9 protein-coding genes are annotated in these 12085 nt (G+C 74.4%); 4 read left to right on the top strand and 5 right to left on the bottom strand.

From position 1 onward, the window contains the following. Nucleotides 1-592: TerD family protein (locus tag PV350_RS38965; protein ID WP_500338171.1), on the bottom strand; the 592-nt coding region annotated here is incomplete at its 3' end. 116 nt (nucleotides 593-708) lie between these two features. Between PV350_RS38965 and PV350_RS38960 the strand changes: the two genes are divergently transcribed. Next, the gene (locus PV350_RS38960; protein ID WP_500338169.1) at nucleotides 709-1218 is read left to right on the top strand and encodes an NUDIX domain-containing protein; all 510 of its coding nucleotides are present in this window, start codon (nucleotides 709-711) and stop codon (nucleotides 1216-1218) included. Between the two features lie 36 nt (nucleotides 1219-1254). On the opposite strand, the gene PV350_RS38955 is transcribed toward PV350_RS38960, so the two are convergent. Next, on the bottom strand, nucleotides 1255-3609 hold the full coding sequence (locus PV350_RS38955) for a glycoside hydrolase family 31 protein (RefSeq protein WP_500338168.1): 2355 nt from the start codon (nucleotides 3607-3609) through the stop codon (nucleotides 1255-1257). 220 nt (nucleotides 3610-3829) lie between these two features. Between PV350_RS38955 and PV350_RS38950 the strand changes: the two genes are divergently transcribed. Next, on the top strand, nucleotides 3830-5845 hold the full coding sequence (locus PV350_RS38950) for an acetoacetate--CoA ligase (protein WP_500338166.1): 2016 nt from the start codon (nucleotides 3830-3832) through the stop codon (nucleotides 5843-5845). Nucleotides 5846-5879: 34 nt separating this feature from the next. Here PV350_RS38950 and PV350_RS38945 read toward each other — a convergent pair whose 3' ends face one another. After that, nucleotides 5880-7205, bottom strand: a complete 1326-nt coding sequence (locus PV350_RS38945) for an aminotransferase class I/II-fold pyridoxal phosphate-dependent enzyme (RefSeq protein ID WP_500338165.1) — start codon at nucleotides 7203-7205, stop codon at nucleotides 5880-5882. A gap of 41 nt (nucleotides 7206-7246) precedes the next feature. Here PV350_RS38945 and PV350_RS38940 point away from each other — a divergent pair, with 41 nt between their 5' ends. Beyond that, nucleotides 7247-8596, top strand: coding sequence for an MFS transporter (locus PV350_RS38940; RefSeq protein ID WP_499510574.1), 1350 nt, complete (start codon nucleotides 7247-7249; stop codon nucleotides 8594-8596). Nucleotides 8597-8627: 31 nt separating this feature from the next. Beyond that, entirely contained in the window at nucleotides 8628-9560 is a 933-nt protein-coding gene (locus tag PV350_RS38935) for a DUF8829 domain-containing protein (RefSeq protein ID WP_499510573.1), read from the top strand. Between the two features lie 54 nt (nucleotides 9561-9614). Here the strand turns inward: PV350_RS38935 and ptsP are convergent, their stop codons facing one another. Then, nucleotides 9615-11285, bottom strand: a complete 1671-nt coding sequence (gene ptsP / locus PV350_RS38930; protein ID WP_500338162.1) for a phosphoenolpyruvate--protein phosphotransferase — start codon at nucleotides 11283-11285, stop codon at nucleotides 9615-9617. Nucleotides 11286-11365: 80 nt separating this feature from the next. Beyond that, a complete protein-coding gene (locus tag PV350_RS38925) occupies nucleotides 11366-11815 on the bottom strand; it encodes a PTS sugar transporter subunit IIA (protein WP_499510571.1) in 450 nt (149 codons plus the stop codon). Nucleotides 11816-12085 lie beyond the last annotated feature (270 nt).

The following is a 12085-nucleotide window of genomic DNA, read 5'->3' as shown; positions in this document are numbered from 1 at the left end:
GGCCTGTGGTACGACACGGCGCAGGGGGAGTCGGGGCGGGCGCCGGTGCGGGCGGCCGCGGCGCGTCCACGGTGATCCCGAAGTCCGTGGCGAGCCCGGCCAGTCCGGAGTTCCACCCCTGCCCGACGGCGCGGAACTTCCAGACCCCCTCGCGCCGGTACAGCTCACCGCCGAGGAACGCCGTCTCCGTCGTCGCCCCCATGTCGAACCGCGCGATCTCGGCCCCGTTGCGCGCGTCCAGCAGCCGCAGCCGCAACCCCGGCACCTGACCGAAGGTGCCGCCGTCCGCGGAGGCGCACAGCACGATCCGTTCGACCGCCGGCTCCACACGGGCCAGGTCCACGTCGAGCGCGTCCGAGGCCGGTCCGGGACCCGCCTGCTTACCGGCGTGCCGCACGGCGCCGGAGGCGTGCGCGGGCTGGTTGTAGAACACGAAGTCGGCGTCCGAGCGCACGCGCCCGTCGCCGCTCAGCAGCAGCGCCGAGGCGTCGACGTCGGGCACGCCGGGACCCGCGGTCCAGTCGAGCACGGCCCGCACGGCGGGCACGGGAACCGGCAGATTGGCGCCTTTTCCGAGGGATTCGGGTGTCACGGACGCCAGTGTGCCCTCTCACCCGCCGCCACGGACAGGGCTCCGCACGACACCCGTGCCCGGGCAGCCGTACGGAACCGGCCGGTCCCCCGGACACGGTCGGCTACAGTCCGCGCGTGACCACTCGTCAGAAGGACAGCCACTGCTCCTACTGCGGTACGGAGTTCGCCCCCGGCGCGGGCTGGCCGCGCACCTGCGCGGCCTGCGGCGGCATCACGTACCGCAACCCGCTCCCGGTCGCCGTCGCCCTGCTGCCCGTGCGCACCCCGGAGGGCACCGGTCTGCTCCTCGTGCGCCGGGCCATCGAGCCGCGGCGCGGACTGCTCGCCCTTCCCGGCGGCTTCGTGGACCTCGGCGAGACGTGGCAGGAGGCCGTCGTCCGCGAACTCGACGAGGAGACCGGCATCAAGGCGGCCGCGGGCGAGGTACGGCTCGCCGACGCCCTCAGCGGCGACACCGGGCACCTGCTGGTCTTCGGCCTCCTGCCCGAGCGTGCCGCCGAGGACCTCCCGCCCGCCGTCGTCACCGACGAGACCGACGGCCGGGAACTCCTCCTCGCCCCCGCGGAACTGGCCTTCCCGCTGCACACCGAGGCGGTGCGCAACTGGTTCGACGGCCGCTACTGAACCGCCGCCACCGAACCGCCGCCACCGAACGGGCAGCTACCGCACCGCCGTGCCGCGGACCCGCACCCGGTACCCCACCTCGTCGTGCTCCTCACGCTCCACGACGACCTCGCCGTCCGCCACCCGCGAGCCGAAGCGCTCCACCCGCGGGTCGGCCCAGCCGTCCCCGGCGTCGGTGATCAGCATGCCGCCCCCGGTGCGCCCGGGTGCGGGCGTCCACACCTCCAGCGTCACGGTGCCGTCCTCCTCCGCCACCGGCACCACGGCACCGGCCCTGGCCAGCACCGGGATGCGCTCCGGCGGCGCGGGCAACAGCACCTGCCCGGGCCCCTGGTACGCCTCCCCGGTCGCCGTGTCGTACCACAGGCCCCGCGGCAGCCGCACCGCCCGTTCCGTTGCCCCCTGCTCCAGCACCGGCGCCACCAGCAGTGCGTCCCCCAGCAGGAAGGCGTCCCCGCAGGCGCGCAGCTTGCGGTCCTCCGGATCGCCCCACCACACCGGCCGCACATAGGGCGCGCCCGAACGCCGCGCGGTGTGCGCCAGCGTGTACAGGTACGGCATCAGCCGCTCCCGCCCGCGCATCGCCGCCCCGGCCGCCTCCAGCACTTGCGGCCCGAACCCCCACGGCTCGCGGTGACCGGCGTGGATCGCCGAGTGCGTGCGGAAGAACGGGAAGTACGCGGCCATCTGGAACCAGCGCAGGTACAGCTCCGGCGACGGGCTCCCGGTGAACCCGCCCACGTCCGGCCCCGAGTACGGCACCCCGCACAGGCCGAGCCCCAGCACCAGCGACAACGAGGAACGCAGCCCCGGCCACCCCGTCGACACGTCGCCCGACCACGTGCCGCCGTACCGCTGCATGCCCGCCCAGCCGGAGCGCGAGAACAGGAACGGCCGGGAGTCGGGGCGCAGTTCACGCAGCCCCTCGTGTCCGGCCTGGGCCATGGTCAGCCCGTACACGTTGTGCGCCTCGCGGTGGTCGCCGCCGCGGCCCTCCAGGGCGTGCCGGGCGGAGCGGGGGAGGGTGGTGTCGCCGAACGCGGCGAAGGACACCGGTTCGTTCATGTCGTGCCACACCCCGGCGAAGCCCTGGGCGAGCCGTTCCGCGTAGAGCCCGCCCCACCACTTGCGCACCCGCGGGTCGGTGAAGTCGGGGAAGACCGCGTCGCCCGGCCACACCACGCCGCGCACCGGACGCCCCTGCGCGTCGCGCACGAAGGCGTCGGCAGCGGCCCCGCTGTCGTGGACCGGGTTGCCCGGCTCCAGCTTGACCGCCGGGTCCACGATCGAGACCAGGCGCACCCCGTGCCCGCGCAACTCCTCGGCGAGCGCGGGCAGGTCGGGGAAGTGCTCGCGGTCGACGGTGAAGACCCGGTGGCCGTCGTAGTGGTCGATGTCCAGGTGCAGCGCCGACAGCGGCAGTTCGCGCTCGCGGTAACCGGCCGCGACCCGCCGTACCTCCGCCGCCGTGCCGAAGCCCCACCGCGCGTGCTGGTACCCCAGCGCCCAGCGCGGCGGCAGCGCGGGCCGGCCGGTCAGCGCGGTCCAGGAGGCCAGGATCCGCGCGGGAGTGCCGGGGATCACCCAGTAGCGCAGCGGGCCGCCGTCCATCCGCGTCTCGCAGCCGCCGGGGCGGTCGTGACCGGATCCCGCGCCCTCCTCGCCGTCGCGCAGGGTCACCCGGCCGTCCCAGGTGTTGTCGTGGAAGAGCAGATGGCTGCCCGCGTCGGCGACGACCAGCTGCAGCGGCATGGTGATGTACAGCGGATCGGTCTCCGGCTCGAAGGCGCCGCCGGGGTCGGTGTTCCACAGCCGGTACGCGCCCTCGCCCAGCCGCGGCCCCGAGGCCCGCCCGCCGAGCCCGAACACGTCCGCGTCCGCCGGCGTCTCCGAGCGCTGCACCCAGCGCGGTTCCGTGCCCTCCGCCGCGTTCACCGGGTCCCACCAGCGCGGCGGCAGGTCACGACGCAGCAGCACGCCCCCCGGCGTGCGGAACTCCACCGCCCCGTGCCGGGAGACCAGCACAGTGATCCGCTCCGAGACCACCCGCCAGCCGTCCTTGTCGGGCTCGATGACCGCCCGGGTGTCGGCGTCGGGGCAGCCGCCGTCCAGCGCGTACGACGGCTCCGGCTCGGCACCGTCCCAGCCGCAGAACACCGCGCCGCCCGCCGCGACCCGCACCCGCAGGGTCGACCGGGCGAAGCGGACCACCCCGCCGCCCGGCAGCGGATCCGCGCCCTCGGCGGACCCTGGCACCCGCGCCCGCTCCGGCCCCCGCCGCGGGAGGTCCCGTGCGTCGGTGCGTTGCCGGCGCCACGCCGCGCGCACCGCCCTCAGCCCGTTCGCCGATCCGACCTGCCGTACCTGTCGCACCAGGTCCCGAGCATCCATAAGGCCCACCCTTTCACCGTTCCCGCCCGCCCCGCCGCCGGCCGGCCACCTTCCACCTGGCGGCCCGGCACATGCTTCCACCCTCGAATGTGTGGGGTGTGCCCTGGCGCCGGAGACGATCACGTGGCATCGTCCTGCCCAGCCGCGACCGGGGACATTCCGCCCGGCCGGGGTCCAGCCGCACATCACGCAGCGTCGCGTACCGTCCGGGAGCCGCCCCATGAGCACCACACCTGAGCCCACCGCCGACCCGGCGACCGAGCAGCCGTTGTGGCAGCCCGGCCCGGACCGAGTCTCCGGTGCCCAGGTGACGCGCTTCCAGGCCTGGGCCGCCGAGCACCACGGCGCGCCCGCCCCCGACACCGCCGACCCCGTCGCCGGCTACCACGCGCTGCACGCCTGGTCGGTGCGCGAGCCCGGGACCTTCTGGCGGTCCGTCGTCGAGTGGTTCGACGTGCGCTTCTCCTCCCCGTACGAGACCGTCCTCGCCGACGCCGCCATGCCCGGCGCGAAGTGGTTCCCCGGGGCCACGCTCAACTACGCCGAGCACGCCCTGCGTCCCGCCGGCGACGCCGCCCGGGCCGGTGAGCCCGCCCTGCTCCACCTCGACGAGCGGCACGAGACCGGCTCCACCAGCTGGGCCGAGCTGCGCCGCCAGGTCGCCTCCCTCGCCCACGAGCTGCGCGTTCTCGGCGTCCGCCCGGGCGACCGGGTCAGCGGCTACCTGCCCAACGTCCCCCAGGCCGTCGTCGCCCTGCTCGCCACCGCCGCCGTCGGCGGCGTGTGGACCTCCTGCGCCCCGGACTTCGGGGCCCGCAGCGTGCTGGACCGCTTCCAGCAGGTCGAGCCCGTCGTGCTGTTCACCGTCGACGGCTACCGCTACGGCGGCAAGGAGCACGACCGCACCGGCGTCGTCGCCGAGCTGCGCGCCGAGCTGCCCTCGCTGCGCGCCGTCGTGCACATCCCGTTGCTGGGCACGCCCGTGCCCGAGGGCGCCCTGGAGTGGGACGCCCTGGTCTCCGGCGACCGGGAACCGGTCTACGAGCAGGTCCCGTTCGACCACCCGCTGTGGGTGCTGTACTCCTCCGGCACCACCGGCCTGCCCAAGGCCATCGTCCAGTCCCAGGGCGGCATCCTGCTGGAGCACCTGAAGCAGACCGGGCTCCACATGGACCTCGGGCCGCAGGACCGCTTCTTCTGGTACACCTCCACCGGCTGGATGATGTGGAACTTCCTCGTGGGCGGCCTGCTCGCGGGCTCCACGATCGTCCTGTACGACGGCAGCCCCGGCTTCCCCGACACCGGCGCCCAGTGGGGCGTCGCCGAACGCACCGGCACCACCGTCTTCGGTACCTCCGCCGCCTACGTCATCGCCTGCCGCAAGGCCGGCGTCCACCCCGGCCGCGACCACGACCTGTCGGCCGTCAGGTGCGTGGCCACCACCGGCTCCCCGCTCCCGCCGGACGGCTTCCGCTGGATCCACGACGAGGTCAAGGAGGACCTGTGGATCGCCTCCGTCAGCGGCGGCACCGACGTGTGCAGCTGCTTCGCCGGCGGCGTCCCGACCCTGCCGGTGTACATCGGCGAGCTCCAGGCCCCCTGCCTCGGCACCGATCTCCAGGCCTGGGACCCGTACGGCAAGCCGGTCACCGACGAGGTCGGCGAGCTGGTCGTCACCAACCCCATGCCGTCGATGCCCATCCACTTCTGGAACGACCCCGACGGCAGCCGCTACCACGACAGTTACTTCGAGATGTTCCCGGGCGTCTGGCGGCACGGCGACTGGATCACCCTGACCTCGCGCGGCACGGTGGTCATCCACGGCCGCTCCGACTCCACCCTCAACCGCCAGGGCGTCCGCATGGGCTCCGCCGACATCTACGAGGCCGTCGAACGGCTCCCGGAGATCCGCGAGTCGCTCGTCATCGGCGTCGAGCAGCCCGACGGCGGTTACTGGATGCCGCTTTTCGTCCAGCTCGCCGAGGGCGCGGTGCTCGACGACGCCCTCCGCGACAAGGTCAAGCGCACCATTCGCGAGCAGCTCTCCCCCCGCCACGTCCCCGACGAGATCATCCCGGTCCCCGGCATCCCGCACACCCTCACCGGCAAGCGCATCGAGGTCCCGGTGAAGAAGCTGCTGCAGGGCACGCCGCTGGACAAGGCGGTCAACCCGGGCTCGGTCGACGACCTGGGGCTGCTCACGTTCTACGCGGACCTGGCCCGCACCCGCAGCTGAGCGCCCGCGGGGGTGAGGCGGGGCCCGGCCCCCCTCACCCCCCGTACGTCGCGCCGAACTCCCCGAGCACGCCGGCGAAGTCGGCGGCCAGCACCCTCGCGTCTACGGGCCGCAGCTCCGCGGTCGTGATGCGTACGCCGGGCCCGGCCGCCAGCCGGAACCGCGCCCCGGCGGCCACCCACCACCCGCGCGACCGCAGGCCGTTCACCACCGCCGCCTCGTCCCGCACCGGCACCCACACGTTCAGCCCGCTCGCCCCGTGCGCCGCGATCCCGCGCTCCTCCAGCTCGCCGACGAGCGCCTCCCGCCGCTCCGCGTACGCGTCCCGGGCGGCCTCCACCAGCAGCCGTGCCGCCGCGTCCGTCATCAGCCGCGCGGCCATCCCCTGCAGCACATGACTGATCCACCCCGAGGTCAGCAGCAGCCGTCCGTCGTGCCGCGCCAGCGTCGTCGGGTCGCAGGCGAGGGCCGCCCACCGCAGGTCCGTGCCCAGGTACTTGGTGACCGTGCGCACCTGCGCCCAGCGCGGCAGCCCCCCTGAGGTCAGGCTGTGCAGCGGCACTCCCGCGATGTCCGCGGCGTGGTCGTTCTCGACCACGAGGACGTCGGGCGCCTCCCGCACCACGCCGAGCAGCGCGTCCCGCCGCTCCGGCGAGAAGCACCCGCCGTACGGGTTCTGGGAGCGCGGACTGCACACCACCGCCCGCGCCCCGGCCCGCAGCGCGTCGTGCAGCGCCTCGGGCCGCATGCCCTCGTCGTCGACCGCGACCGGCAGCATGCGCAGTCCCAGCGCGGGCACCAGGTCGAGCAGATGGTGGTAGCCCGGATCCTCCATCGCCACCGCGTCGCCGGGCCGCAGTTCGACGGAGAGCAGCCGCCCGAGGCAGTCGAGCGCGCTGTGCGTGAACGTCACGTCGTCCGCCGGCACGCCGTCGCGGTCGAACCACGCGCGGGTCAGCTCCTCCAGCTCGGGAAGGCGCGGAGCCGACCGGTGCGAGCGCGCCCCGGGCGTCACCTGCACCGACGGCGGCAGTTCCGGCAGGAACGCCGGGTCCGGGTGGCCGCCCGCCAGGTCCCGCAGTCCGGCGGGCACCTTCGGCGGCCTCCTGGACGCCACGGCCGGCGCCTGTGCGACGACGGTGCCGCCGCGTCCGCGCGTGACGACGATCCCGCGCTGCCGGAGCTCCTTGTAGGCGGTCGCCACCGTGCCGGGACTGACTCCCAGGCGATCGGCCAGCGTCCGTACCGGCGGGAGCGCGGCCCCGGGGGACAACGCCCCGTCGGCCACGCCCCGTTCGACGGACGCGGCAATGCCCTTGGCGCTCGTGCCGCTGATCGCATATTGTGCTGCCACATTCATAAGTATGTATCAATACAAACTTCGGGTCAAGGGGGCAGTGCATGCGATTCCCTCGCAGCCGCAGCGACATCGAGGACCTCGTACCGGGCGGCCGCGACGGCCGCCGCATGCTCTGGGTGAGCCTCACCGACAAGGCCGGATCCGGTCTCTGGTACGGCACTTCGGCGCTCTACTACACCTACGTCGCCGGACTCGCCCCGCACGAGATCGGCCTCCTGCTCGGCGTCGCCGGTGCCGTCGGCATCGCGGGCACCCCCGTCGCGGGCCGGGTCGCGGACCGCGTCCCGCTCACCCGGCTGCTCCCGGCCGTCCACGCCCTGCGTGCCGCGGCCGCCCTCGGCATCCTGCTCACCGGCACCCTCTGGCTCCTGCTGCCCATCGCCGCGCTCGGCAGCCTCGGCGACCGCGCCGCCTCGGTCCTCACCAAGCTGTACGCCGCACGCGTCGCGGGCCCGGACCGCGTCCGCTACCAGGCCCTCCAGCGCACCGTGGTCAACATCGGCTTCGGCATCGGCGGCCTCGCCGCCGCCGTCGCCCTGGCCATCGGCACCGACACCGCCTACCGCACCATGCTCATCGGGGACGCCCTCTCCTTCGCCGGCGCCGCCCTGCTCGTCCTGCGCTGCGCAGAACCGCCGTCCCCCGTACGCGTGGTGGCCGGCGCACCCGCCGCCACCGGCGGGGAACCGCCCCGGACGAAGACCCCGGCCACCAGCCCCTGGCGCGACCGCGGCTACCTCGCGTACACCGCCACCGAGACCCTGCTGTTGCTCGACGACACGGCGCTCAACATCGGCCTGCCCCTGTGGATCGCCACCGCGACCGTCGCCCCGCACAGCCTCGTCGCCCTGCTCTTCGTGCTCAACAACGTCCTCGTCGTGCTCTTCCAGGTCCGCCTCAGCCGCCTCGGGGACGAACCCCGCAGGGCCGCCGCCTCCCTGCCGCTGCTCGGCGTCGCCTTCCTCGTCGCGGGCGGCGCCATGGCCGTCTCGGCCGTGGACTCGACGGGGACCGCCGTGGTCGCCCTCGTCGTCGCCGCCACGGCCTTCACCGCCGCGGAGATCGTCCACGCCGCGATCTCCTGGGAGTTGTCCCTCGCCCTCGCCCCCGGCCGGTCCCAGGGCGCGTACCTCGGCGTCCACGGACTCGCGCAGTCGGCCCAGCGCTCGGCCGGCCCGGTCCTGCTCACCTCCGCCGTCATGGCGGCGGGCCCGCTCGGCTGGCTCGGCCTCGGCGCCGGCCTCGCCGCCGTCTCCGTCGGCCAGCGCACCCTCGTACGCCGCCGTCTGGACCGGCTGGACGCCGCCGAACGCCCCGGGCCCGAGGCCCGGAAGACCCCCGTGATCCCCAGCGGGACCGTCACTGTCAGTGGTGGCGACTACGGTGAGTGACAGTTGACCGCCGTACCGAGGGGGAGCCGTCATGGCACACACCAAGCACCGCAAGCTGAGCAGCCGCCCCGCCCGCCGCACCGCGAGGACCGGCCGCCGCACCCTGCGCCGCGAGTCACCGACCACCGTCGCCGTCCTCACCGACCCCGCCGACTTCGTCGCCATGCGCGGCTACCGCAGTTTCACCTTCGACGACCACGCGAGCTACCTGCGGCAGATCGAGGGCCTGCTGCGGTCCCTCGCCTCCCGTGGCATCCACGTCCGCGTCGGGCCCTTCGACCCGGCCGAGTACGCCGAGTACTGCGCCGACACCGGCCACGACCCCGACAGCTCACGCTCCCGCACGCGGTACGCCGCCGACGTCACCACGGCCGGCCCGACCGTCCCCTACGCGGGACAGCCCCTGGAACACCTCGTCACCGAGCTCGAGTACGAGGCGGGCCGCCAGGCCACCTGGGAACGGGCCTCCGGCATCCTGGCCCGCGCCGGGGACTGCGCCGGCTGCGGCGACGACCTCGCCCGCACCTCCTTCGACCGCGCCTCCCAGGCCCTGATGCGCCTCCTCGAAGCCGCGGGGCCCGGCCACCACCACCTCGTGTGCAGCGTGCCCGCCGAGGGCACCACACTGCTCGCCGCCATGCACGCCCGCTGCGACGAGCAGGGCATGGTCCACCTCGTCGAGGCCGAGGCCCTGGTCTGCTGCACCGTCATCGCCGCCGGGCTCGCCGAGGACAGCCCCGGCGGCCTCGTCCTGCGCAGCGGCACGGGCACCGGCCAGCCCCCGCCCGACCGCCCGGACGAAGTCCGCGGCTGGACGCTGCGCGACGGCTGGCTCCAACCCCTCACCGAGGCGCAGGTCTTCAACGCCTACTGCACCGACGCCGAGTCCGGCGACCCCGTCCCCCCGGAGCCCGGCGTCGTCCACCGCCCGGGATTCGTCCTCCCGCCGCCGGAGGACGACTGAGCACGGCGGAGCCCGGGAACGCCGAGGGGCGCCCCTCGGGAGGACGGGAAGCGATCACTCCCCGGACAGCACCGCCTGCGCCGCGCGCCGCGCCTCGTCGGCCGTGTCGGTCGCCCGGGCGGCCGCCGCCGCCCGCTCGCACTGCGCCAGGGTGTACTTCGCCAGCGTCGCCCGCACGTAGGGGATCGACGCCGCGCCCATCGACAGGCTCGTCACGCCCAGACCCGTCAGCACGCACGCCAGCAGCGGATCGGAGGCCGCCTCACCGCAGACACCGCAGCTCTTGCCCTCGGCCCGCGCGGCCTCGGCCGCCGCGGACACCAGGTCCAGCAGCGCCGGCTGCCACGGATCCTGCAGCCGCGACACCGAACCGACCTGCCGGTCCGCCGCGAAGGTGTACTGCGCCAGGTCGTTCGTCCCCAGCGAGAGGAACTCGACCTCCTGCAGGATCGACCGTGCCCGCAGGGCCGCCGACGGGATCTCCACCATCGCGCCGAACTTCGCGTGCAGCCCGGCTTCCCGGCACGCGTCCGCGAACGCCTTGGCGTCGATGCGGTCCGCCACCATCGGTGCCATGACCTCGAGGTACACCGGCAGGCCCTCGGCGGCCCTGGCGAGCGCCCGCAGCTGCGTGTGCAGCACATCGGGGTGGGCGAGCAGCGTCCGCAGGCCCCGCACGCCCAGCGCCGGGTTCGGCTCGTCCGCGGGCGTCAGGAACTCCAGCGGCTTGTCGGCACCCGCGTCCAGCACCCGGACCACGACCCGGCCCTCGGGAAAGGCCTCCAGCACCTGCCGGTACGCCTCGACCTGCTTCTCCTCCGACGGCGCGTTCCGGGAGTCGTCCAGGAAGAGGAACTCCGTGCGGAACAGACCCACGCCCTCCGCGCCCGCCTTCACGGCCGCCTCGACGTCCGCGGGACCGCCGACGTTCGCCAGCAGCGGCACCTTGTGCCCGTCCGACGTGGCACCCGGCCCCGAGGTCGCGGCGAGCGCAGCCCTGCGCTCCGCCGCGGCCTTCGCCAGCTCGGCCCGCCGGTCCTTGTCCGGGTCGACGTAGATGTCGCCGGTGCTGCCGTCCACGGCGATGACCGTGCCCTCCGCCAGCTCCGTGGCGCCCGGCAGCGCCACCACGGCGGGCACCCCCAGCGCACGCGCGAGGATCGCGCTGTGGCTGGTCGGCCCGCCCTCCTCGGTCACGAAGCCGAGCACCAGCGACGGGTCCAGCAACGCGGTGTCGGCCGGCGCCAGGTCCCGCGCGATCAGCACGTACGGCTCGTCGCTGTCCGGGACACCGGGCATCGGCACCCCGAGCAGCCGCGCCACGATCCGGTTGCGGACGTCGTCCAGATCCGCGACGCGCCCCGCCAGGTACTCGCCCGCGTTGGCGAGCAGCGCACGGTAGGAGGCGAACGCGTCGTACACCGCGCGCTCCGCCGAGCTGCCCACCGCGATACGGCGCTCCACGTCGGCCATCAGCTCGGGGTCCTGCGCCATCAGCGCCTGGGCCTCCAGCACCGCCTGGGCCTCGCCGCCGGCCAGGTTGCCGCGCGCGATCAGGTCGTTGGCCACCGCCTCGACCGCCTGACGCGCCCGGGCCTGCTCCCGCGGCGCCTCGTCGGCCGGAATCTGCTTGGCCGGAGGCTCGAGAACCGCGGTCCCCATGTGCCGTACCTCGCCGATCGCCACGCCGTGGCTGACACCGACGCCTCGCAGCGTTGTCTCCATCTCACCCGTCTCCGGTTGTCGCGGACGCTCGCGACCGCGTTGCCTGTGTGTATGCGTCGGGAGTGGCCTTGCCGAAAAGGCTACGTCCAAGAGAAGAGCGTGGCCCCGGCGGTCACCTCTCCGTCCTCGACGAGACCGGTCAGCGCCTCGGCCGCCGCCTCGAGCGCCACCACCGGGCACACCGGGGACTTGCCGGCGGCCTCGACCGCCGCGGGGTCCCAGCGCACCATCTCCTGGCCGCGCACCACGGTGTCGCCCTTGTTGACGAGCACCTCGAAGCCCTCGCCGTTCAGCTGCACCGTGTCGATGCCGAGATGGGTCAGCACCCCGTGCCCGTCCGCGTCCACCACGACGAACGCGTGCGCGTGCAGGGACACGACCACACCGTCCACCGGGGACACGGCCACCGACGGCTCGCGCACGGGGTCGATCGCCGTGCCGGGCCCCACCATGGCACCGGAGAACACGGGGTCGGGCACCGCGGCCAGACCGATGACGCGCCCGGTCAGGGGCGACGAGACAGTCGTCATGATGAAGCCTCCAAGCAAGTGGTCCAGACCACTCAAGTCTGCCACCCCCTTGAGGCCCGGCACACCACGCCACCGCACGCCACCCCCGATTTGCTCCGACCGGGCGCCTCCAGTACGTTGGGCCAACCCCCGCGACGAGAACGCCACGGAGACGTGCGTGCCCACAGCGGTGCGGTAAATCCGACGGAAAGCATCTGCTAAAGTCGGGGAGCGCGAAAGCCGAAAGGCAGAAACGCAAAAGCAGGAAATCCCCGCCGGCGGGAATCGGGC

Origin of the sequence: Streptomyces sp. PA03-6a, from assembly GCF_033792765.1 — a bacterium.
Taxonomy (GTDB): Bacteria; Actinomycetota; Actinomycetes; order Streptomycetales; family Streptomycetaceae; genus Actinacidiphila.
The sequence above is the reverse complement of the archived record's forward strand: the minus strand, read 5'-3'. Positions and strand labels throughout refer to the sequence as shown.

What these genes read in the sequence shown, in the direction of transcription:
- PV350_RS38955 (WP_500338168.1), bottom strand. Translation starts at nt 3,609, where the DNA reads ATGGATGCTCGGGACCTGGTGCGACAGGTACGGCAGGTCGGATCGGCG.
- PV350_RS38950 (WP_500338166.1), top strand. Translation starts at nt 3,830, where the DNA reads ATGAGCACCACACCTGAGCCCACCGCCGACCCGGCGACCGAGCAGCCG.
- PV350_RS38945 (WP_500338165.1), bottom strand. Translation starts at nt 7,205, where the DNA reads ATGAATGTGGCAGCACAATATGCGATCAGCGGCACGAGCGCCAAGGGC.
- PV350_RS38940 (WP_499510574.1), top strand. Translation starts at nt 7,247, where the DNA reads ATGCGATTCCCTCGCAGCCGCAGCGACATCGAGGACCTCGTACCGGGC.
- PV350_RS38935 (WP_499510573.1), top strand. Translation starts at nt 8,628, where the DNA reads ATGGCACACACCAAGCACCGCAAGCTGAGCAGCCGCCCCGCCCGCCGC.
- ptsP (WP_500338162.1), bottom strand. Translation starts at nt 11,285, where the DNA reads ATGGAGACAACGCTGCGAGGCGTCGGTGTCAGCCACGGCGTGGCGATC.
- PV350_RS38925 (WP_499510571.1), bottom strand. Translation starts at nt 11,815, where the DNA reads ATGACGACTGTCTCGTCGCCCCTGACCGGGCGCGTCATCGGTCTGGCC.